The organism is Pseudomonas sp. GNP014, assembly GCF_054344005.1.
The window spans coordinates 577,086-599,726 of record NZ_JBTGUS010000001.1 but is presented as its reverse complement, the minus strand read 5'-3'; the positions used below and the strand labels follow the sequence as shown (position 1 = coordinate 599,726).

Below are 22,641 nucleotides of genomic sequence, written 5' to 3'. Positions count from 1 at the left end.
CATTGGGATCTCAGGCGTCTGGTCTTCAGTCATCGCTGGCAAGCCAGCTCCCACAGGGTTTTGCGGTGTTCACAACACCGGTGGGAGCTGGCTTGCCAGCGATGGGGCCATCAGTTACAGCACAATACTCATGCCATCGAACGCCACTTCAACATTACGCCGCGCCAACTCCGCACGCTCCGCCGAATCCTCATCGAGAATCGGGTTGGTGTTGTTGATGTGGATAAGCACCTTGCGCTGCTCGGGCAACTGCTCCAGCACTTCGAGCATGCCGCCGGCGCCGTTCTGTGCCAGGTGGCCCATCTCGCGACCGGTGCGGGTGCCGACGCCACGGCGCTGCATTTCATCGTCGTCCCACAGCGTGCCATCCACCAGCAGGCAATCGCTGCCAGCCATGATTTCCAGCAGCGGCGCATCAACCTTGCCCAGGCCCGGCGCGTAGAACAGTTTGCCGCCGGTATTCAGGTCTTCGACGATCAGGCCAATGTTGTCGCCCGGGTGCGGGTCGAAGCGGTGCGGCGAGTACGGCGGCGCAGCGCTGCGCAACGGCAGCGGGGTGAAGCGCAGGTTCGGGCACGCGGCGACGGTGAAGCTCTGGTCGAGTTCGATGCGGTTCCAGTTCAACCCGCCGTTCCAGTGGGTGAGCATCTTGAACAGCGGGAAACCGGTGCTCAGGTCTTCGTGAACCATGTCCGTACACCAGACCTGATGCGGGCAGCCTTCGCGCAGGCTGAGCAGGCCGGTGGTGTGGTCGATCTGGCTGTCCATCAGGATGATCGCGCTGATGCCGGTATCACGCAGGGCGCGGCCCGGTTGCATCGGGGCGAAGCTTTGCAGTTGTGCGCGGATGTCCGGCGAGGCGTTGCACAGCACCCAGTTCACGCCATCATCGGAAATCGCGATGGACGATTGGGTGCGGGCCTTGGCGTTCAGGCTGCCGTCGCGAAAGCCTGCGCAGTTGACGCAGTTGCAGTTCCACTGCGGAAATCCGCCACCGGCGGCCGAACCCAGAATCTGGACGAACATGAACGCTCCCATCTTTCAACGCTGAAAATAAAACGCCCCGGCGAGCCGAGGCGTTGCACTGCAAGTCTGCGTAGGCAGAACTCAGCGGCTGGCGAAGTACATGGTGACTTCGAAGCCGATACGCAGGTCGGTGTAAGCCGGTTTTGTCCAGGACATGGGTGTCTCCTTCAGGGTGGGTGGGATAGCGCTGTCCATAGTTATAGTCCACGGCAGCGCAGGGATGTTCCAAATAGTTAGGCTGCTATGTTACTCAAAATTTCCAGGTGATTGCCCGTGAATCTTTGAGAAAGCTCCTTGCAGCCTGAGTAATGATCAATTTCCCGCTTGCCACGGCATGCCCGGTGCCGCGCTGCTGGCCAGACAGTGCCAGCCGCCTTCGGCCTGGATCAGTCGCTGTGCCGCCGCCAGCAGGAAAGGGCGATCGAGCTGACCAATGGCGTCGATCAACTGCGCACGATAATCCGATGAGTGGCCGGCGAGTTTCGCTTGCCACAGCAGCTCGGCCGCGTTTGTGAATGACATTGAGGTGTCGCCGAACTGCTCGGCCAGAGACTGGCGCAGTTGCTCAAGGTTGGCGTCATCGAAGGTTTCGATCAGCGCGGGAATGCTTTGAAGAAACTGCCGGATGTGATCGAGCAGCGCAACCGGGTCGGACGTCGGCGATTGCACGCCAAACAGCAAGCCGGTCTGGCCGTGCAGCTGGCGCAAGGCGCTGAACACCGCGTAACCCAGCTGCAACTCGACCCGCAGACGCTGATAGAACGGTGTCTGGCAGAGCTGCGCGAGCAGGCGCCAGGCGGCTTCGTCGGCGATCTCGTGGCTTGCGGTCGGGCAGAACAACAGCAGCGCATGTTCGCTGGAGGCACTGTCGATGTGGCTCCAGATCTGTCGAGCATTGCTCGCTGGCCGGGCGGGGAGTTGATTGTCCGGGATACCGGGGATGCGACTCAGAGCCAGACCCAGGGCGGATTGAGTCTGTGCGCTGAGGCCAAGGGCCAGTCCGTCCCAGCGGGAAGTTGTCCACAGCTGCTTGATGTCGTCCGAGCGCGGCGCCGCTGGCAGGCAACTTTCCGGCAATGCCTTGAGCAACTGGCGGATCGGTATCAACGGTGCTTCTGGCTCGGCGCTCGCAGAATCGGCGTCAACTTGCGTCAGACATTTCAGCGCATGCTCCAGGACACTGGGCATCGGTTCTTGCAGGCCGGTCAGTTTCAGCAGCCATCGAGCACCGCTGGTACTCAACGACAGCTCAACCCCGGCCTGACGTGCGTCTTCCTGGGTTTCACGCAGACTGCGTTGCAGCTTCCCGTGCAGCTCGGCCGTTGCCGCGGCTTCCAGTTGCCAGCGCAGGTAAATCGCACCTTCTTCACCCGTGTCCGCCAAGGCCTGGCTGAATTGCATCGGCGAGCGTTCGCGGCGGCTGCGTGAGCGATCCTGAGCGAACGTGCGCAGGCCTCGGTGGGCGCTGGTTTGACCGCGAATCAGCCCGGCGTTGGCCAGTGGTTCGCTGGCACCCAGGAAAGGATTGGCGGCAGGCAGATGCCAATGCGCGCTGAAGTTATCCACAACGCCGATGTCGCGCAGGATCTGTTTGAGGGCGACGACGCCGTGTTCCGACAAGCCGTGTTCGAGCTGTTCGCAGTCGAGCCGTGCCAGGTGCAGTGCGCCGCCGACCTGCTGCTGACGTTCAAGCAGCCTGGCATATTCGTCACGCAACGCTGGCCAGTCCTGTTGCGCGGCGAAGAAGCTCAGCCAATCCAGCACATGCTCGCGAATAACATTCAGGCATTCGGCTGTCGCGGTGAGTTGCAGGTGCAGCAAGGCCTGTCCGGCAAAGTGGTACAGCGGCGTGGCTTTCAGGCTGTCCGCGAGCTTCTGTTGCTGCAGATGGGCGAGCAGGCCGCCGGGTTTGGTGTTGTTCAAGCAGTGGCAGAGGAACGCCAGCGCTTCGGCGCAGGTGTCGGGCAGCGCTTCGAAGGCAAACAGCAGATTGCAGTGCTGTTCGCCGACCTGTTGATAACTTTTCGCCTGCAACGGCTGGGTTGCCGTTTGCGCAACGTTATCCCCAACCGGCAGCGCCGCGGCGAACTGCTGAGCCAGTGCACGCAACGCCTCCAGGCTCTGCGGCCCGACCAGACTCAAGGTCATTTGGCCGGTGCGATAGAAGCGCTGATGGAAGTCCTTCAACGCCTGTTGAAACGCCGGTTGCTCGACCTTCAGGCTGTCGCGATTACCTGCATGAAATCCGCGCAATGGATGCTCTGGCGGCAAACCCTCGTACAAGGACAGTGCCTGCTGCGCTGTGGGATCCTGCGACCACGCGACAAATTCCGCCTCCAGCACTTCGCGTTCACGCAACTGATCGTCCTTATTCATACGCGGCTGGGCGAGCATGTCTGACAGTCGCTCCAGCCCGGCGCTGAAGGCCGTAGTCGGCAGTTCAAAGAAGAAATCGGTCGCGCGCTCGCGGGTGCTGGCATTCACTTGGCCGCCATGTCTTTGCACGTAGGCCATCAGTGCCTGATCGGCAGGAAAACGTGCGGTCCCGAGAAACAGCAAATGCTCAAGAAAATGCGCCAGCCCCGGCCATTCGAGCGGCACATCATGGCTGCCGGCAGCCACCCGCAACGCAGCCGCGCTGCGCTTGAGGTCAGGCACCTGACGCAGGGTCACGCGCAAGCCGTTGGCCAGGGTTTCAGTGTGAAGGCGGGGGTGAGTCGGCGCAGGCATGGGCACTTCCAGAACAGTGAAGTGCCAATGCTAGCGGATTAACGCTTGTTCAGCGCGCCGTAAAGCTCCGGACGGCGGTCACTGAGGTAGCGATTGGCGGCGCGGGAATCGACCATCAACTGCCGATCCAGCTCCCCGACGATCAGCGCTTCATCCAGGCCAGCCTGGGCGATACGACTGCCGTCCGGCGCGGCGATGCTGCTTTGTCCGCAATAGTGGATCTCGCCTTCCTGCCCGCAATAGTTGGCGTAGGCCACGTAGCACTGGTTTTCGAAGGCGCGGGAACGCACGGTGACGTCGGCGACGAAATCGAATGGAATCATGTTCGCCGTCGGCACCAGAATCAGCTCGGCGCCGGCCAAGGCCAGACGCCGCGCGTTCTCCGGAAACTCCAGGTCGTAGCAGATCAGGAAACCGAGCTTCCAGCCGTTGAGCTCGACCACAGGAAATGCATCGTCGCCGGGGCTGAACATCGACCGGTCCAGATCACCGAACAGGTGGGTCTTGCGGTAATTGCACAAACGCTCGCCGTGCGAGTCGATCAACTGCACGGCGTTGTAGATCTGCCCGTCGGCAGTACGCTCCGGGTAACCGTAGACAATCGCCAGACCGGCAGCCTTGGCGATGCGGCCGATCTGTTGCGCCCATTCACCGTTGTAGACCTCGGCCAATGTGCTGACCGCCTCGGCACCAATGTTGTAGCCGGTCAGAAACATCTCCGGCAACACCAGCAAGTCGGCGCCCTTGGCCTCCATCGCCACTTGGTGCAAACGGTGCAGGTTGGCGGCGGGGTCCAGGGGCAGCGGTGGACATTGGTAAAGGGCTACACGCATCTCGGATTCCTCTTACTCGGGCAGGGCGATAGGGCCGATGTCTTTGAACGCATCACCCGGGCCCGGGTTCGCTTTATGTGTCGAGCCACCAAAGTGCTTCATGATGCCCCACACCGCGTTGAGCGAGGTCTGCACCGCGCCTTCGACCCACGCCGGGGTCCACGATACGTCGTCACCGGCGATGAAAATCCCGCGCTGCTCGGCGGGCATGTCGTCCTGCATGAAGTGCGCGTACATGCGCTGGTTGTAGCGATAGTGGCCGGGCAGGGCGCCCTTGAACGCACCGAGGAAGTACGGGTCGGCTTCCCACGACACGGTGATCGGGTCGCCGATGATGCGCGCGGCGATGTCGACTTTCGGGTAGATCTTCTTCAGTGCGTTCAGCGCCAGTTCCACACGTTTTTCCACCGGGTGCGGCAGCATCTTCAGTGCGTCGCTCATCCACGAGTACGACAGGCAGATCACGCCGGGCTTGTCGTCGCCGTTGTCGAACAGGTAGGTGCCACGGGTCAGGCGATCGGTGAGGGTCATGCTCATCAGGTCGCGGCCGGTTTCCGGATCCTTGTCCTTCCAGAACGGGCGGTCGACCATCACGAAAGTCTTCGACGACTGCATGTAGCGCGTGCGATCCAGCGCCATCCACATCTTTTGCGAGAACAGGCTTTCGTCACATTCGATCTGGGTGGTCAGCAGCCAGCTCTGGCAAGTGGTCAGCACGGCGGCATACTCGCGGGTGTCGCCGTTGTTGTCGGTGACGGCGAAACGGCCATCCGGTGCGTGGGCGATTTTCTTCACGCCGGAGCGCGGCGCGCCACGGTGCAGGGATTTCAGGCTGGTGCCTTCCGGCCAGTGCACGCAACGCTCCGGCACATGGCGCCAGATGCCTTGTGGCACTTGTTCCACGCCGCCGACCACCAGATGCTGGTGATCGTCGCAGTTGGTCATTACCACGCGGAAGATTTCCAGCATCGAGTTGGGGAAGTCCGAGTCCCAGCCGCCGGTGCCGAAACCGACCTGACCGAACACTTCGCGGTGATGGAACGACAGTTTGGCAAACGCCTTGGACGTGGCCACGAAGTCGTAGAAGGTGCGGTCGTCCCACAGCGGCACGAGTTTGTTCCACAGTTCCTTGAGGCGTGGCACGTCGCGGTCGCGGATCGCTTGCTGGATATCGGCGAACTGCGAGCCGGCCTCCAATGCATCCGCCCAGGCGTCAGCCACTTCCTGGAACAGTGCAGGAAGATCCTTCAGGCTTTGTGCGTAATGGGTTTTGCCTTCCAGGTCGATCACCGTGCTGCCGGAGGCCGGCGTCAACGGGTTCGGGAACGGTTTGGTCTCGAGGCCGAGCTTGTCGACGTAGTGGTAGAACGCGGTGGAGGACACCGGGAAGCGCATGCCGCCGAGTTCCGCGACGATGCCGTCAGTGCCGTTGAACGCTTGCGAGCGCAGGCGCCCGCCGAGCTTCGAAGCCTCGTAGACCACCGGTTTCAAGCCGAGCTTCATCAGTTCGTAAGCGGCCACCAGGCCGGCGATACCCGCGCCGACAATCGCCACTTCCGCGCCGTGATGGTGTTCAGGAATGCTGCCGAGACCTGCCGGGTGTTCGATCCAGTCGTCGAAAGCGAAGGGAAAGTCCGGACCGAAAATGGTGACTGGCTTTTTACCGTCTGCAGGATGGCGATTGTTCTTGTTCATGGCTGACCTTGCTGGCGACCCGACGCTGAGTGCGCGTCTGAGTATAGGAAAAGATGCCAGCCATTCTAGGGAGCGTAGAACACGTTAATAAGACGCAAAGTGTCGTCGTTTTGCTAATTAACTGAACAATATGACGATTGGAGACTACACACCGACCAAAATGTAGGAGCGAGCCTGCTCGCGAAGAGGCCTGTAATCCACCCGAGAAGTCCGGACACAACCTTAAACCGGCTGCCCCCGATCAATCTTGCTACTCAAAATAATCGACGTCGTGGTCTTCTCCACCCCATCCACACTGCCAATCTGATCCAGCAACTGATCCAGCTGCTCCGGCGAATCCGTGCGCAACCACGCCACATAGTCAAATTCGCCACTCACCGCACACAACTGCTGCACCTGCGCCATCGCACTCAAGCGCCGCAACACCTCTTTGCCGGAACGCGGCTGCACCTTGATCCCGACATACGCCTGCAACCCGCCATCGACCACCCGCTGCCCCAGGCGCACGCCATACCCGGTGATCACCTTGGCCTTTTCCAGCCGCGCCAGCCGCGAAGTCACGGTGGTGCGCGCAATGCCCAACTGCCGGGCGAGCATGGCCACGCTCTCGCGGGCGTTGATCTGCAGGGCGGCGATTAGCTGGCGGTCGATTTCATCAAGCACGGGCGGGCGGATGTCGGGCAAGGGAGGCTCCATGGGGCGCGGATCTTGGTGGAGCATGTTACAGCGTCAACCGGCTGGATATGTAAGCCCCTTATCGTTGTCGGGGGCTGAACGCGGAAACGAAAAAGCCGCGCAATGCGCGGCTTTCAAATGTGGTGGGCCCACACGGACTTGAACCGTGGACCAAAGGATTATGAGTCCTCTGCTCTAACCAACTGAGCTATAGGCCCTCAGTAGGTCGCGGATTATAGCGACGGTTTCTCTGCTGTGCTATCCGAATAATCCGATACGGTTGCGCGAAGAAACGTCGCGGCGAATTCTTCCGGTGGCAGCGGCAGGCTGACGATGTAGCCCTGGATCTGTTCGCAGCCTTCGGCGGCGAGGAATTGTTGCTGGGCCTGGGTTTCGACGCCTTCGGCGATCACGGTGAATTGCATGCTCCGGCCCAGGGCGATGATCGCCCGCACAATCGCCGCGTCGTGGGGATCGTCCGGCAGGCCGCGGACGAACGACTGGTCGATCTTGAGGATGTCCAGCGGCAGGCGCTTGAGGTAGCTGAGTGAGGAATAGCCGGTGCCGAAGTCGTCGATCGCCAGTTGTACGCCGAGGCGTTTGAGTTGGTGCAGCACGGCCAGGGCCTCCTCGGCCTGACTCATGATGAAGTTCTCGGTAATCTCCAGTTGCAGTAAATCCGGCATCAGACGGTTGTCTTTGAGCAGTTGCTCAATGCGTCCGAGCAGATTTGGCTGGCGCAGTTGCGCACCGGCGAGGTTGACCGAGAGCGGGCCGAGGCTGTCGTAGACCTGGTTCCACTCGAACATCTGCCGGCACGCGGTCTCCAAGACCCAGTCGCCAATCTGCAGGATCATGCCGTTCTCTTCGGCCAGCGGGATGAAGTGTTCGGGCGGCACCTCGCCAAAGGTCGGGTGGCGCCAGCGAATCAGCGCTTCGGCGCCGACCAGTCGATGATCGTCGAGGCTGATTTTCGGCTGGTAGTAGAGGAGTAATTCATCGCGCTCGATGGCCCGGCGCAACTCGTGTTCCAGCGCCACGCGCTCGCTGGCCTGGGCGGTGAGGTCGCGGGTGTAGCTTTCGACGCGGTTGCGGCCCTTGGCCTTGGAGCGGTACATCGCCGCATCGGCGTTTTTCACCAGAGTGGCGACATCGCAACCGTCGCGCGGATACAGGCTGGTGCCGATGCTGGCGCTGATGAAGAACTCGTGTTCGCCGGCCTGGAACGGTGCGCCGAAGCAGTTGAGCAGTTTGGTGGCGATATGGTCAGCATCGCTGGCCTGGTGCAGGCCAGGCAGCAGGATGATGAATTCATCACCCCCCAGACGGGCGACGGTGTCGATGTCGCGCAGCTGTTCTTTCAAACGCACCGCGATGCCCTTGAGCAGCAGGTCGCCGACCGGGTGACCGAGGCTGTCATTGATGTGCTTGAAGCGGTCGAGATCGAGAAACAGCACCGCGCCCTGACCGCCGTTTTCCTGCTGGCTGTTCAACGCGGTGAGCAGGCGACTTTCAAACAGGGTGCGGTTCGGCAGGCCGGTCAGCGGGTCGTGATGCGCCTGGTAATCGAGCTTGGCCTGGGCGTGCTTGAGGCTGGAAATATCGGCAAACACCGCGACGAAGTGGGTGATGAATTTGTCGCGATTGCGCACGGCGCTGATGGTCAGCCAGCTCGGATACAGCTCGCCGTTTTTACGCCGGTTGGAGATTTCGCCTTGCCAGTGTCCCTCGTCGGTCAACTGGTGCCACATCGCTGCATAAAACGCGCTGTCGTGCAGGCCGGAGGCGAGCAGGCGCGGTGTATGGCCGAGGGCTTCGCTTTCGCTGTAGCCAGTGATTTCGGTGAAGGCGCGATTGACTGCGCTGATGTGTTGCTGGGTGTCGGTGATCAACACGCCTTCGGCGGTGCTCTCGAACACGGTCGCAGCCTGTTGCAGTTTTTCCTGCATCAAATGACGTTCGGTGATATCGCGGGCGATGGTCAGCATGCAGTCTTCTTCGCCAATCGGCAGCGGTCGGCTGGACACTTCGCACAGGCGAATCTGCCCGTCGCTGCGGCGGATATGGCAGGTGAAGTCGCGGACGAAGCCGTCGCGGTGCAGCAGGTCGAGCATCTGCTTGCGTTCGTTGAGGTTGACCCAGATGCCCAGATCCAGCGCCGAGCGATCTACCGACATGGCGCTATTGAAACCGGTGATGCGACTGAAGCCTTCGTTGACCTCCAGCAGCAAGCCGTCGCTCTGGCGCGACAGCAGCAAACCGTCCGGCGAGGCATGGAAGGCCTTGGCGAACTTCTCTTCGGAAGTTTGCAGTTGTTGCTGGGTTTCCTTGAGCTGGGTGATGTCGCGCACCACGACCACGAGCGCCGGCGTGGTGTCGAGGTCGAACGGCTCGGCAGAGATCAGGCCGGTGAACACCTGGCCATTGTGGCGGCGAAAGGGCATCTCCAGGTTGCGGATGCTGCCGGCCTGCAATCGCTGCAACAACCCCGGCCCGACCCCGGGAATGCCCCAGATGTTGAGCTCGGTGGCGGTCTGGCCGATGACATCTTCGGCTTTCAGGCCGATCTGTTCTTCAAAGGCTTCGTTGACCTCCAGCAGGCAGCCGTCCGACAGCCGTGCAATCACCAGAATGTCCGGGCATTGCTGGAACACCGAGGCGAACTTCTGCTCCGACAGGCGCAGGGCTTCTTCCGTGCGCTTGGTTTCGCTGATATCAATCATCAGGCCGCGCATCACGGGTTCATGGCCGTGCTCGATCAGGCTGACGATATCGCGTACCCACAGGCAGCGGCCGTCGGCGGTGATCACCCGGTAATCGAGGCTGTGATCGCGGCCGGCCAACACTTCGTGGTCGCAGAACGCTTGTGCGCGGGTCAGGTCCGCCGGGTGAATAATGTTGCGCCAGAACCCCGGGATCAGCCAATGGGACAGGGGATAACCGAGCAAATCTTCAGCGTGGGGCGACACATAGCTGTAGGTGAAGTCGCTCATCCGCGCTTCCCAGGCAATCGCCGACAAACTCTCTACCAGTCCGCGATAGTGGTATTCGCTGCTGCGCAGCTCCTGTTCGAGGTCGATGCGGCGAGCGATTTCCGAGCTCAGGCGGCGGTTGATGCGAATCACCACGGCCAGCACGATGATCAACAGCGCCAGGCCCGGCAAACCGTAGACCAGTAGATCTGACCAGAATGTCCGATGATCGAGGACGTTGCCGACCCAATGTTCCTGAATGCTGCTGATTTCGTCAGGACTCATGTCGGCGAGCACTTTGTCGAGAATGCCCACCAGCATCTTGTTTTCGCGTGGCACGGCCATCGCCAGTTGATAGCGATACGGCGTTTCGCCGCTGACGTACAGGCCGTCGAGTTTCAGTTGGCGCAGGCTCCAGACGCTGGAGGCGAGGTCGCCGACGACGGCATCCACCTCGTCGGTCGCCAGCGCCTGCAACGCCGAACTGACGTTGGGCATGGCCACCAGGTTCAGATCCGGATGGTGGGTGCGCAGGAGCTCATGGGGCGCGTAGTTTTCCACCACGGCAATCTTCAGGCCGTACAGGTCTTCGAGTTTGCGTGGTTGCGCGCCGCCGACGTGGGCGAGGATGACGATCGGGAAGTCGAGATAGGGCCGGGTGAACGACAAATAGGTCTGGCGCTCCGGCGTGGACATGATGCCCGGTAGCAGGTCGATCTTGCCTTGCTTGACCTGCTCCAGCACCACGGTCCAGCTCACGGGCTCGATGGGCGTGAGTTTGACCGCCAGGCGCTGGCGGATCACATCAATATAGTCCGCCGCCAGCCCCTGATAGCGGGACTGATCGTCGCGAAACTCAAAGGGCGGCCACGACGCATCTACACCCAGGCGCAAGTCCGGGTGAGCCGCCAGCCAGCTACGTTCTTCATCGGTCAGAGTCAGCGCGTCAGCCGTTGCGGTCCAGATCATCAGTGACAGCAAAAAAAGCACGGACGCCAGTCTGGGCATAACGCTCTCGTTATGGCACGGGGGTGATTGTTTCGAGTGTAGACGGGCTATGCGGGGGAGGGGTGGTGCGCGGAATTTAATCTGACCGGAAAACAAAACCCCCGGCCTGGGCCGGGGGTTCTGGTATCACTCGTCGAGGAAGGAGCGCAGATGCTCGCTTCGCGTCGGGTGGCGCAGCTTGCGCAGCGCCTTGGCTTCGATCTGACGGATCCGCTCACGGGTTACGTCAAACTGTTTGCCCACTTCTTCGAGTGTGTGGTCGGTGTTCATGTCGATACCGAAACGCATGCGCAGTACCTTGGCTTCACGGGCAGTGAGGCCGGACAGCACTTCGCGGGTCGCTTCTTTCAGGCTTTCAACGGTTGCAACATCGATTGGCGACTGCATGGTCGAGTCTTCGATGAAGTCACCCAGATGAGAGTCTTCGTCATCACCGATCGGGGTTTCCATGGAGATCGGCTCTTTAGCGATCTTCAACACCTTGCGGATCTTGTCCTCAGGCATTTCCATGCGTTCGCCCAGCTCTTCCGGAGTCGGTTCGCGACCCATTTCCTGCAGCATCTGGCGGGAAATACGGTTGAGCTTGTTGATCGTCTCGATCATGTGCACCGGAATACGGATGGTGCGGGCCTGGTCGGCGATCGAGCGAGTGATCGCCTGACGGATCCACCAGGTGGCATAAGTCGAGAACTTGTAACCACGACGGTATTCGAACTTGTCCACCGCTTTCATCAGACCGATGTTGCCTTCCTGGATCAGATCGAGGAATTGCAGGCCGCGGTTGGTGTACTTCTTGGCGATCGAGATCACCAGACGCAAGTTCGCTTCAACCATCTCTTTCTTCGCGCGGCGGGCCTTGGCCTCACCGATCGACATGCGACGGTTGATGTCCTTGATTTCAGCGATGGTCAGGCCGGTCTCGGTTTCCAGCGCAATCAGCTTCTGCTGGCAACGGATGATGTCCGGCTGTACGCGACCAATGGCTTCGGCGTATTTGCTCTTGCCTTTGGCGAGTGCGTCGGACCAGCTTTCGTCGACTTCATTGCCCGGGAACTGACGCAGGAAATCGGCGCGTGGCATACGTGCATCACGTACGCACAGTTGCATGATCGCGCGCTCTTGCTGGCGCAGACGATCCAGGGCACTGCGAACACGCTCGACCAGGGCTTCGAATTGCTTCGGCACCAGTTTGATCGGCATGAACAGCTCGGCCAGGGCCAGCAACTCGGCAACCGCTGCCTTGTTGTGACGACCGTGCTTTTTCAGGGCCTTGCGGGTGATTTCCATCTGATCGGCCACAGCGCCGAAACGCTGGGCAGCGATGACCGGATCCGGACCGCTTTCGGCTTCTTCTTCGTCATCCGAAGCTTCGGCGTCATCGTCGTCGGTGTCGTCGTCAGCCTTGGCGGCTTTCGCGTCGATCGGCGGCGGCACTTCGGCCGCCGGCGGCGCAATGCCGTCGTCCGGGTCGATGTAACCGCTCAGTACGTCGGACAGGCGACCACCTTCGGTGGTGACGCGGGTGTACTCGGAGAGAATGTGGTCAACCGTGCCAGGGAAGTGCGCGATAGCGCTCATCACTTCACGGATGCCTTCTTCGATACGTTTGGCGATTTCGATTTCGCCTTCACGAGTCAGAAGCTCGACCGTACCCATTTCACGCATGTACATGCGCACGGGGTCGGTGGTGCGACCGATATCGGTCTCCACCGCTGCCAACGCGGCGGCTGCTTCTTCCGCAGCGGCCTCGTCGGTATCGGCGTCGGCCAACATAAGGGCGTCCGCATCCGGAGCACTCTCGTGTACGGGGATCCCCATGTCGTTAATCATGCGGATGATGTCTTCCACCTGCTCCGGATCTGAAATATCCTCGGGCAGGTGGTCGTTGACCTCGGCGTAAGTCAGATACTTCTGCTCACGACCCAGTTTGATCAACTCAATAATACGAGACTGCTGTTGCGCTTTTCCGGACATAACACCCTATCCACTGAAGGTCTTGGCGGGCAAAAAACAAGCCGAGGATTATACCTGAGCTATGACCTCACGCGCCAGTTGAGGTCGGGTTTGATGCGGAAACATTGCGACTTAAAAGGTCGCGCAGTTGATTTTTCTCTTCGGCACTCAGTTCGCTTTGACGCGCTTTCCTGAGCAACTGTTCCAGATTTCGCTCGCGTTGGCGGGCTGACAAGCTAGTAATGGTGTCGAAAAACTGTTGTTCAAGGTTATCTCCGTCAATCAACCATTCCTTTTCAGCCAGTGCCTTGAGCAGACGCCCCTGTTCAGTGCCGTGCCATCGCGCGATCAACTGAAATGAGTTTAGCTTGGGATTCTTCTGTACGGCTTCGAGCAAGGCCACAAGCAACTGGGCATTGGTCTGGTTTTCGTCCGCAATGTGCCCGGCGTCTTCAACGCGCTCGGCCAGTTGCGGGTGATGAAGCAAGGTGCGCAGGGCGGTCAGGGTCGGCGATTCGACGCCAATCGGCGTGCGCTGACGCTGCGGTTGATCGCGATCGCCACGCTTGCCGTTCTTGTCCCAGGGCTTTTTGTCCCATTTCTTGCCGCCAGCGCCGGGTTTCTTCGGCGTCCACTCCTGCTGCGGCACGTACATGTCCTGTGCCTGCGGCTGATGGTAGTCGCTGTAATCCGGCATTGCGTCGTAGTCGATGCCCGGATCGTAGGCGGGCGGCGCTTCCTGCGGCGCACTTTGCGCCAGCTGGCTGACAGTTTCGCTGCTCAGGCCGGTGATTTCGGTCAGGCGCTGCCGCATCAGGATGCGCAAGTTCGCGCCCGGCACTTTGTCGATCAACGGTGCGGCGAGGGTGGCCATGTGCGCCTTGCCCTCGAGCGAGCGCGGATCGGCTTCTTCGGTCAATTGCTGGAAGAAATAATCCGCCAGTGGCTGCGCATGCTGATTGATTCGCGCCTTGAAGGCGTCGGTGCCTTCGGCGCGGACCAGAGTGTCCGGGTCTTCGCCCTCCGGCAGAAACAGAAAGCGCGCGCGGCGTCCGTCCTGCAGGCACGGAAGGGTCGCTTCCAGTGCGCGCCAGGCGGCATTGCGGCCGGCCTGGTCACCGTCGAAGCAAAACAATACGTTCGGCACCACGCGAAACAGGCGTTTCAAGTGTTCTTCGCTGGTCGCGGTACCCAGCGTGGCCACGGCATTGCGCAGGCCTTGCTGGGCGAGGGCGATGACATCCATATAACCTTCGACGACGATGATTTCGTCGAGGTTGCGGTTGTTTTTGCGCGCTTCATAAAGGCCGTAGAGCTCCTGGCCTTTATGGAATACCGGGGTTTCCGGTGAGTTCAGGTACTTCGGCTTGTCGTCGCCAAGCACCCGGCCACCGAAAGCGATGATTCGGCCACGGGTGTCGCGGATCGGAAACATCACGCGATCGCGGAAGCGGTCATAGCGTTTGCCGGTTTCGGCGTTCTCGATCAGCAGGCCGGCGTCGATCATGGCCTTCTGTTGCAAGGTGTCGCTGCTCAGGTGCTTGAACAGGTTGTCCCAGCCCGGCGGCGCAAAGCCGAGGCCGAAATCCCGGGCGATTTCGCCGGTCAGGCCGCGGCCCTTGAGATAGTCGACTGCGGCTTTGCGTGCCGGGTGGCTCTTGAGCGCCTGCCGGTAAAAATCGGCGGCGGCGGTGAGCAGCGGGTACAGCGGCGAATCCGTCGGTTGACGCGGTTTGTGCGGGCGACCGCTTTCTTCGCGGGGGATTTCCATGCCGGCGGCTTTGGCCAGATCCTCGACGGCCTGGGGGAAGTCCAGGTTGTCGTGATCCATGAGAAAGCCGAGGGCATTACCGCCGGCGCCGCAGCCGAAGCAGTAATAGAACTGCTTGTCGGGGCTGACGCTGAAGGACGGGGTTTTCTCTTTGTGAAACGGGCAACAGGCGGTGTAATTCTTGCCGGCCTTCTTCAATTGCACGCGCGAGCTCACCACATCGACGATGTCGGTGCGGTTCAGCAGGTCGTCAATGAAGCTCTGGGGAATCAGCCCGGCCATGGCGTTCTCGTCTGCGCTGTAATGAGTCCGATGCGAAGGGCGGCCGGACGCAGGTCTTGAGTGAAACGCACACAATGGGCGGTTCGACCGGGTTCGGTTGCGTAATCGCTGTCGGGAAGTGTATCTGCCGAAAATCCACTGACGTTAGTAACAATCAGCCTTCGACTATTTGAAAGTGTTGCGCTGAATCCGCTGACGGCCGGTCAAGGGCCTCGGATAGCTCAATAAAGCGGGCACGCATGCAGGTGCCTTGGGCTGATCGTCGTGAGAGGAATCAGTGGGTGTGCTCGTCAGTAGCCTTGAAAGGCTCGTCAGAAAAGACGTGCACCGCTGGCAAAAGAGCCAGGCCTGACGCGGTGAAGCGGGTTTGTCTAGGTCGCGTGTGCGGCTTCGACGGTGAAGCATCAAGCGTTTTTACGCAAATGCCATTAGCCCGGCTGAGGGCCGGGCTTGGCAGAAGCTTGCTACGATCGTCTGCGTATTAGTACAGACGAACGGCGCGGCGCTGTTCGCGCTGAACTTTCTTGGCGTGACGCTTAACAGCGGCTGCTGCTTTGCGCTTACGCTCAGAAGTTGGCTTCTCGTAAAATTCGCGGCTACGAACTTCAGCCAGTACACCGGCTTTTTCGCAGGAGCGCTTGAAACGACGCAGAGCTACGTCGAAGGGTTCGTTCTCTTTAACTTTGACGGCTGGCATCCAGAGCTACCTTCATTCATTACCGGGGTCAACATCCTCGCGGCAAAAGAGCACTTGAAGACGTCGGTTTTTAAGGGTTGCGGATGTTAACCCCTCATCGCTCGGAATGCAAAGCCTCTGATCGAAAACCGCTAGTCGGGGCATCGCGTGGCGACTATTATGCGCGCCTTCGAATTCAGCCTAAACAAGGCGCAAACCCATGCTAGTACTGGGATTAGAAACCTCCTGCGACGAAACCGGCGTCGCATTATATGACAGTGAACGCGGTCTGCTGGCCGATGCGCTGTTCAGTCAGATCGACCTGCACCGCGTCTACGGCGGTGTCGTGCCGGAGCTGGCCTCGCGTGACCACGTCAAGCGCATGCTGCCCTTGATTCGTCAGGTGTTGGCCGAGGCTGACTGCGTGCCGACCGAGATCGACGCCATCGCCTACACCGCGGGTCCTGGCCTGGTCGGCGCGCTGCTGGTGGGTGCTTCCTGCGCGCAGGCACTGGCGTTTGCCTGGGGCATTCCGGCACTCGGTGTGCACCACATGGAAGGCCACTTGCTGGCGCCGATGCTGGAGCCAAAACCGCCGGAATTTCCGTTCGTCGCTTTGTTGGTCTCCGGCGGTCATACGCAGCTGGTTCAGGTCGATGGCATCGGCCAATACAGCCTGCTCGGCGAAACGCTCGACGATGCCGCCGGCGAAGCGTTCGACAAGACCGCAAAAATGATGGGCCTCAATTATCCGGGCGGACCGGAAATCGCCAAGCTGGCCGAGAAGGGCGTCGCAGGACGTTTTACCTTTCCGCGTCCGATGTGTGATCGCCCGGGCCTGGATTTCAGCTTCAGCGGCCTGAAAACCTTTGCTCTCAACACCTGGCAGCAATGCGTCAGCGCCGGGGACGACGGCGAGCAAGCCCGTTGCGACATCGCGCTGGCGTTCCAGCAGGCCGTGGTGGAGACTTTGACCATCAAGTGCAAGCGTGCCCTGAAACAGGCCGGGATGAAGCGTCTGGTGATCGCTGGCGGCGTCAGTGCCAACAAGGCGTTGCGTGTTTCGCTGGAAAAGATGCTCGGCGATATGAAGGGCGATGTGTTTTATGCCCGTCCCGAGTTCTGCACCGACAATGGCGCGATGATCGCGTTTGCCGGTTGCCAGCGTTTGCAGGCCGGTCAGCAGGAAAGTCTGGCGATCAGCGTGCAGGCGCGCTGGCCGATGGAGCAATTGTCGGCGCTGTGATGAGCGGCGTTCACGGGCGGTATTTAAAAATGCCGTTCGCGCCCGGCAAACAGGTCGCGTAGATTGCCGCGGTGGCGCCAGACGATCAGTAGCGTCAACGCGCTCATCGGCAATAGCGCTTCCGGTTCCTGCCAGGCCAGCAAGGGCAGGGTCAGCGGCGTGGCGATCAGCGCCGCCAGCGAGCTGGTGCGGGTCAGGTAGAACGTCAGCAGCCAGGCACACACCGCCAGCAGCGCGGCGGGCGGATACAGGCCCAGCAGCATGCCGGCAGCCGTGGCGACGCCTTTGCCGCCGCGAAAGCGGAAGTACAGCGGGAACAGGTGACCGATCACGGCGCACACGCCGATCCAGGCCTGATCCTGCAGCGAAAGGCCCATGGCCGCTGCGATCAGCACCGGCACCAGGCCTTTGCACAGATCACCCAGCAGGGTCAGGATCGCCAGTTTGCGACCGGCCAGGCGCAGCATGTTGGTGGCGCCGGCATTGCCCGAGCCACTCATTCGCGGATCCGGGTTTCCGGTGAGGCGGCTGAGCAAAATGGCGAAGGACAGAGAGCCGAGCAGGTAGGCGAGAGTCGCCAGTAACCAAAACATGCTAACTATTCCGGGCGAGGACGCCCTGATTCTAACGGCGCATTGCGCCCTTGTCGTGCAGCGGAGAGAAGTGCTTGGACAGAGTGTTTATCGAGGGCCTGGAAGTCGACACCGTGATCGGTGCCTACGACTGGGAGCGCGGCATCCGCCAGTGTCTGCGTCTTGACCTGAGCTTCGCCTGGGACAATCGTCCGGCGGCGGCCGGTGACGACCTGACCCTGGCGCTCGATTACGCCAGCGTCTCCACGCGCATCCAGGCCTTTGCCGAGCAGGCACAGTTCCAACTGGTCGAGACGTTCGCCGAGCGTCTGGTGGAAGTGCTGATGAGTGAATTCAAGATCACTTGGGTGCGTCTGAAATTGACCAAGCCCGGCGCCGTGCCGGCGGCCAAGGGTGGCGTGGGCGTGGAGATCGAGCGCGGATGTCGCTGACTCAGATTTATCTCGGGCTCGGTAGCAATATCGAGCGTGAAACCCATTTGCGTGCAGGTCTCGACGCATTGGCGACGTTCTTGGTCGATATCCGCTGTTCGGCGGTATTCGAAAGCCAGCCGGTGGGAATCAAGAGTGGGCCGTTCTTCAACTTCGTGGTGTCGGCCTATACCGATCTGTCGCTGATGGAGCTGGATCGCCGCTTGAAGTTCATCGAGGCTGACAACGGCCGTTACGCGCCGGATCGCAAGGGTTTGCCATTGGATATCGACGTGCTGTTGTACGGCGATCTGGTGGGGAATTTCGATGGATTGACGCTGCCGCGCGCCGAAATACTGAAAAACGCCTTTGTGCTGTGGCCGCTGTCGCTGATTGCGCCGGATCGCGTGCATCCGGGCGTGGGAAAAAGCTTCGCGACAGTGTGGGCCGAGGCGCAGATTGATCAGGTACTGGCGCCAGTGGCGTTCGAGTGGCGGGGCGAGCAGCTCACGCCTGCTGATTTGATGTGAGCTGACCGACGCCTTCGCGAGCTAGCCCGCTCCCACAGAGAAGTGCATTGCAATGTGGGGACGGACTTGCTCGCGAAACCTTTCAAGCTGACGCCGCTTCTTTGTAAGCCTTCAACGCCTTGAGCCGCTCGCGCTTGAGCGCCTCGCCCAGCTCCGGGCCTTTGAACCCTTTCTCCAGCAACGGCTGTACTGCCACGCCACGCGCTACCTTGGCCGCGCCGCGCAAATAATCCGCTTGTGGATAACTACGCTGCTCCAGCCCTTTGCGTCCGCGCGCATCCATTTCGCAGGCGACGATGAATTCTTCGAAACGCTGCGGCCGGCGATACACATCGAAACTGTGCAGCAGCTCCAGCAGCGTCGATGCTTTCAGTTCCAGGGCGCGATGGCCGTGGGTGTGATACTGGCCCACCAGCAACGCCAGTTCCTGGCAATCCTTCGGCGCCTTGAAGCGCTCGTTGACTGCTTTGATCAGCCGCAGGCCTTTATGCTCATGGGCAATGTGCCGAGGCCACTCGTCTTCCGGTGTCAGGCCTTTACCGAGATCGTGCAGCAGGCAAGCCCAGCGCACGGTCAGCGGTTGCTTGTGCAGGGCTGATTGCTCCAGCACGCTCAGGGTGTGCACACCGCTGTCTATTTCCGGATGATGAGCCTCGGGTTGCGGTACGCCGAACAGCGCGTCAACTTCCGGCATCAACACTTTCAGTGCGCCGCAGTCGCGCAGCACCTGGATGAATACCTGCGGCTGATCTTCCATCAATGCCCGAGAGATTTCTTTCCAGCTGCGTTCAGCCGTCAACGCTTGCAGTTCGCCGGAGTCGCTGAGCTGACGCATCAACGCGAGTGTCTCGGGTGCGATCGTGAAACCCAGTCCGGCATAGCGGGCGGCGAAGCGCGCCACACGCAGTACCCGCAGAGGATCTTCGGCAAACGCCGGGGAAACGTGGCGCAAAATCCGGTTCTCGAGATCACGTTGCCCCTGATACGGATCAGTCAGATGCTGCTGATCGTCTTCGGCCATCGCATTGATGGTCAAGTCGCGGCGGATCAGGTCTTCTTCAAGCGTGACGTCGGGGCTGGCGTGAAAAGTGAAACCGCCATAGCCGCGACCGCTTTTGCGTTCGGTGCGGGCGAGGGCGTACTCCTCGCCGCTTTTGGGATGGAGAAACACCGGGAAATCCGCACCGACCGGGCGATAACCCTGGGCGAGCATTTCTTCCGTGGTTGCACCGACCACTACCCAATCGACATCGGTAACCGGGATACCCAGCAAGCGATCGCGAACCGCGCCGCCAACCTTGAAAATCTGCATAAAAAACCTCCGTTAGCCTGACAGGATAACCCTTGTGTCAGGCTTTCGGAGGCCGCAAGCGGATCAAAGATGAATGACGGCGAGGTCAAGTCGGCCGTAATCCCCTTCGCTGTGTTCACTGCGTGGCGGAACGTGATGGGTTTTCATGATCTGGTCGCCTTGCAGGGTTTCCAGATGAATGTCGAAGCCCCACAGGCGATGCAGGTGTTTGAGCACCTCGTCGGTGGAGTCGCCCAGCGGTTTGCGGTCGTGCTGCTGATGACGCAGGGTCAGCGAGCGGTCGCCACGGCGGTCGATGCTGTAGATCTGCACGTTCGGTTCGCGATTGCCGAGGTTGTACTGCGCAGCGAGGGTTTCGCGAATGATTCGGTAGCCACCTTCGTCGTGGATCGCCGGTACCAGCAGATCATCCTTCTGATCATCATCGAGAATGCTGAACAGTTTCAGGTCGCGGATCACCTTCGGTGACAGGTATTGCAGGATGAAACTCTCGTCCTTGAAGCTGCTCATGGCGAACTTGATGGATGACAACCAGTCAGTGCCCGCCAGGTCCGGGAACCAGCGCCGGTCCTCTTCAGTCGGCTCTTCGCACATGCGCCGAATGTCACGGTACATGGCAAAGCCCAGGGCATACGGGTTGATCCCGCTGTAGTAGGGGCTGTCGAAACCTGGCTGGAACACCACGCTGGTGTGCGAGGTGAGAAATTCCATCATGAACCCATCCGTGACCAGGCCCTCGTCATACAGGTCGTTCATCAGCGTGTAGTGCCAGAATGTCGCCCAGCCTTCGTTCATCACCTGGGTCTGGCGCTGTGGATAGAAATACTGGGCGATCTTGCGCACGATCCGCACGATCTCGCGCTGCCACGGCTCCAGCAGCGGCGCGTGCTTCTCGATGAAATACAGAATGTTTTCCTGCGGTTCGGCCGGGAAGCGTGCGTTGTCCTTGTCGCTGTATTTGTCTGCGCCTTTGGGAATGGTGCGCCACAGATCGTTGATCTGCTTCTGCATGTGCTCTTCGCGGTCCTTCTGCCGCCGGCGTTCCTCTTCGGCGGAAATCGGATACGGACGCTTGTAGCGGTCGACACCGTAGTTCATCAGCGCATGGCAGGAGTCGAGCAGGTCTTCCACCGCGTCGATGCCGTGGCGTTCCTCGCACTGCATGATGTACTGCTTGGCGAACACCAGGTAATCAATGATCGAGCTGGCGTCGGTCCAGGTGCGGAACAGGTAGTTGCCCTTGAAGAAGCTGTTGTGGCCGTAGCACGCGTGCGCTACCACCAGTGCCTGCATGCAGATGGTGTTTTCTTCCATCAGGTAGGCGATGCACGGGTCCGAGTTGATCACGATCTCGTAGGCCAGGCCCATCTGCCCGCGGCTGTAGGATTTTTCGGTGCTGAGGAAATGCTTGCCGTAGGACCAGTGGTGATAACCCAGTGGCATGCCCACCGAGGCATACGCATCCATCATCTGCTCGGCGGTGATCACTTCGATCTGGTTGGGATAGGTATCCAGCGCATAACCGGCCGCGATACGGGCGATTTCGCGGTCATAGGTCTGGATCAGCTCGAACGTCCATTCGGAGCCGGTGGAAATGGGTTGGCGCTTCTGCTCTTTGGCGGTCATGTCACTAACCTGCGCTGGAAGAGTTCACGGAAGACCGGATAGATATCCCCGGCCGAGACCAGTTGCTGCTGGGCAAACGTGTCGGAAAAGGCTTCGGCGATGCGTTCGTACTCGTACCACAAGGCCTGATGTTCGCGCGGGGTGATCTCCACATAAGTGTAGTACTGCACAAACGGCATGATCTGGTTGATCAGGATATCGCGGCAGATCGGCGAGTCGTCGTTCCAGTTGTCGCCGTCGGAGGCTTGGGCGGCGTAGATATTCCACTCGTTGCTCGGATAACGCTCGGCCATGATCTCCTGCATCAGCTTCAGGGCGCTGGAAACGATGGTGCCGCCGGTTTCCCGTGAGTAGAAAAACTCCTCCTCATCGACTTCTCGGGCGCTGGTGTGATGGCGGATGAACACCACGTCGATCTTGTCGTAGTTCCGCTTGAGAAACAGGTACAGCAGGATGAAGAAGCGTTTGGCGATGTCCTTGGTGGCCTGGGTCATGGAGCCGGAGACGTCCATCAGGCAGAACATCACCGCTTTCGAACTGGGGTTGGGCTGCTTGATCAGCAGGTTGTATTTCAGGTCGAACGTGTCGAGGAACGGAACGCGATGGATACGCGCGCTGAGTTTCTCGATTTCTGCCTCAAGCTCCTGAATATCGCCGAAGTTGTCTGGCTCTTCGCGTCTCAGACGCTCAAGTTCTTCTTTGACTTCCCGCAGTTTTGCCCGGCTGCTGCCGGACAGCGCGATGCGCCGCGCGTGAGCCGAACGCAGTGTGCGGATGATATTGATGCGAGAAGGGTTGCCTTCGTTGCTGATCCCGGCGCGCACGGTCTTGAAGGTGTCGGTACCGCTCAGGTTGCGTTTGACCAGATTCGGCAGTTCGAGGTCCTCGAACATGAATTCGAGAAATTCTTCCTGAGTGATCTGGAAGACGAACTCGTCCATGCCCTCGCCGGAATTGCCGGCCTTGCCCGGCCCGCGTCCGCCGCCGCCTCCCGGTGGACGGGCGATGTGTTCGCCGGCGGTGAACTCCTTGTTGCCGGGATGCACCACGGTCTGCTTGCCGCCGCGGCCATGATGAAGCACCGGTTCGTCGATGTCGCGACCGGGAATACTGATTTGCTCGCCGTGCTCCATATCGGTAATGGAGCGGCGGCTGACCGCCTCTTCGACAGCCTTCTTGATGTGATCACGGTAACGCCGCAGGAAACGTTGGCGGTTCACCGTGCTCTTGTTCTTGCCATTGAGACGTCGGTCGATCACATAGCTCATAGACCCCTCCGGGGAGCTTCAAGTCATAAGCCCCA

Annotated in this window: 17 protein-coding genes and 1 tRNA gene; 3 read left to right on the top strand and 15 right to left on the bottom strand. The window is 60.4% G+C overall.

The genetic code is table 11. From position 1 onward, the window contains the following. Window positions 1-114: 114 nt before the first annotated feature. The 11 genes from pqqB to rpsU form a co-directional block, all read right to left on the bottom strand. Window positions 115-1,026: a pyrroloquinoline quinone biosynthesis protein PqqB gene (gene pqqB, locus ACXX9E_RS02860; RefSeq protein ID WP_128613998.1), complete on the bottom strand. Its 912-nt coding sequence runs from the start codon at window positions 1,024-1,026 to the stop codon at window positions 115-117. Window positions 1,027-1,107: 81 nt separating this feature from the next. Next, the gene (gene pqqA, locus ACXX9E_RS02855; RefSeq protein WP_003422658.1) at window positions 1,108-1,182 is read right to left on the bottom strand and encodes a pyrroloquinoline quinone precursor peptide PqqA; all 75 of its coding nucleotides are present in this window, start codon (window positions 1,180-1,182) and stop codon (window positions 1,108-1,110) included. A gap of 156 nt (window positions 1,183-1,338) precedes the next feature. Then, window positions 1,339-3,756, bottom strand: coding sequence for a pyrroloquinoline quinone biosynthesis protein PqqF (gene pqqF, locus ACXX9E_RS02850; RefSeq protein WP_458555003.1), 2,418 nt, complete (start codon window positions 3,754-3,756; stop codon window positions 1,339-1,341). Window positions 3,757-3,794: 38 nt separating this feature from the next. Then, window positions 3,795-4,589: a carbon-nitrogen hydrolase family protein gene (locus tag ACXX9E_RS02845; RefSeq protein WP_123469290.1), complete on the bottom strand. Its 795-nt coding sequence runs from the start codon at window positions 4,587-4,589 to the stop codon at window positions 3,795-3,797. 12 nt (window positions 4,590-4,601) lie between these two features. Continuing rightward, the gene (locus ACXX9E_RS02840) at window positions 4,602-6,284 is read right to left on the bottom strand and encodes a flavin monoamine oxidase family protein (RefSeq protein ID WP_458555002.1); all 1,683 of its coding nucleotides are present in this window, start codon (window positions 6,282-6,284) and stop codon (window positions 4,602-4,604) included. A gap of 222 nt (window positions 6,285-6,506) precedes the next feature. Then, window positions 6,507-6,968: an Lrp/AsnC family transcriptional regulator gene (locus ACXX9E_RS02835; RefSeq protein ID WP_007910086.1), complete on the bottom strand. Its 462-nt coding sequence runs from the start codon at window positions 6,966-6,968 to the stop codon at window positions 6,507-6,509. A gap of 132 nt (window positions 6,969-7,100) precedes the next feature. Then, window positions 7,101-7,177, bottom strand: a tRNA-Ile gene (locus ACXX9E_RS02830). 15 nt (window positions 7,178-7,192) lie between these two features. Continuing rightward, entirely contained in the window at window positions 7,193-10,939 is a 3,747-nt protein-coding gene (locus ACXX9E_RS02825; protein ID WP_458555001.1) for a bifunctional diguanylate cyclase/phosphodiesterase, read from the bottom strand. Window positions 10,940-11,065: 126 nt separating this feature from the next. Next, window positions 11,066-12,913 (bottom strand): RNA polymerase sigma factor RpoD, encoded by a 1,848-nt coding sequence (gene rpoD, locus ACXX9E_RS02820; RefSeq protein WP_108592083.1) that lies wholly within the window; start codon window positions 12,911-12,913, stop codon window positions 11,066-11,068. Window positions 12,914-12,980: 67 nt separating this feature from the next. Further along, the gene (dnaG, locus tag ACXX9E_RS02815) at window positions 12,981-14,945 is read right to left on the bottom strand and encodes a DNA primase (protein ID WP_123469284.1); all 1,965 of its coding nucleotides are present in this window, start codon (window positions 14,943-14,945) and stop codon (window positions 12,981-12,983) included. Window positions 14,946-15,426: 481 nt separating this feature from the next. Then, complete coding sequence (gene rpsU, locus ACXX9E_RS02810) at window positions 15,427-15,642, bottom strand: 30S ribosomal protein S21 (protein ID WP_002551877.1); 216 nt, start codon at window positions 15,640-15,642, stop codon at window positions 15,427-15,429. A 199-nt stretch (window positions 15,643-15,841) separates the two neighbouring features. Here rpsU and tsaD point away from each other — a divergent pair, with 199 nt between their 5' ends. Next, a complete protein-coding gene (tsaD, locus tag ACXX9E_RS02805) occupies window positions 15,842-16,867 on the top strand; it encodes a tRNA (adenosine(37)-N6)-threonylcarbamoyltransferase complex transferase subunit TsaD (RefSeq protein ID WP_123469282.1) in 1,026 nt (341 codons plus the stop codon). Between the two features lie 23 nt (window positions 16,868-16,890). Here tsaD and plsY read toward each other — a convergent pair whose 3' ends face one another. Then, on the bottom strand, window positions 16,891-17,460 hold the full coding sequence (gene plsY / locus ACXX9E_RS02800) for a glycerol-3-phosphate 1-O-acyltransferase PlsY (protein ID WP_123469280.1): 570 nt from the start codon (window positions 17,458-17,460) through the stop codon (window positions 16,891-16,893). Window positions 17,461-17,534: 74 nt separating this feature from the next. On the opposite strand from plsY, the gene folB reads away from it, so the two are divergent. Next, entirely contained in the window at window positions 17,535-17,891 is a 357-nt protein-coding gene (gene folB / locus ACXX9E_RS02795) for a dihydroneopterin aldolase (protein ID WP_064390789.1), read from the top strand. Next, window positions 17,882-18,400 (top strand): 2-amino-4-hydroxy-6-hydroxymethyldihydropteridine diphosphokinase, encoded by a 519-nt coding sequence (folK, locus tag ACXX9E_RS02790; RefSeq protein ID WP_123469278.1) that lies wholly within the window; start codon window positions 17,882-17,884, stop codon window positions 18,398-18,400. Before folB ends, folK begins: the two co-directional genes overlap by 10 nt. Window positions 18,401-18,482: 82 nt before the next feature. On the opposite strand, the gene ACXX9E_RS02785 is transcribed toward folK, so the two are convergent. From ACXX9E_RS02785 to ACXX9E_RS02775, 3 genes are all read right to left on the bottom strand, one after another. Further along, window positions 18,483-19,712, bottom strand: coding sequence for a multifunctional CCA addition/repair protein (locus tag ACXX9E_RS02785; protein ID WP_123469276.1), 1,230 nt, complete (start codon window positions 19,710-19,712; stop codon window positions 18,483-18,485). A 63-nt stretch (window positions 19,713-19,775) separates the two neighbouring features. Continuing rightward, window positions 19,776-21,338 carry a SpoVR family protein gene (locus ACXX9E_RS02780; RefSeq protein WP_123469274.1) on the bottom strand — a complete coding sequence of 521 codons (1,563 nt, stop codon included), beginning with the start codon at window positions 21,336-21,338 and terminating at the stop codon, window positions 19,776-19,778. Further along, complete coding sequence (locus tag ACXX9E_RS02775; RefSeq protein WP_007910114.1) at window positions 21,335-22,606, bottom strand: YeaH/YhbH family protein; 1,272 nt, start codon at window positions 22,604-22,606, stop codon at window positions 21,335-21,337. Before ACXX9E_RS02775 ends, ACXX9E_RS02780 begins: the two co-directional genes overlap by 4 nt. Between the last annotated feature and the right edge of the window lie 35 nt (window positions 22,607-22,641).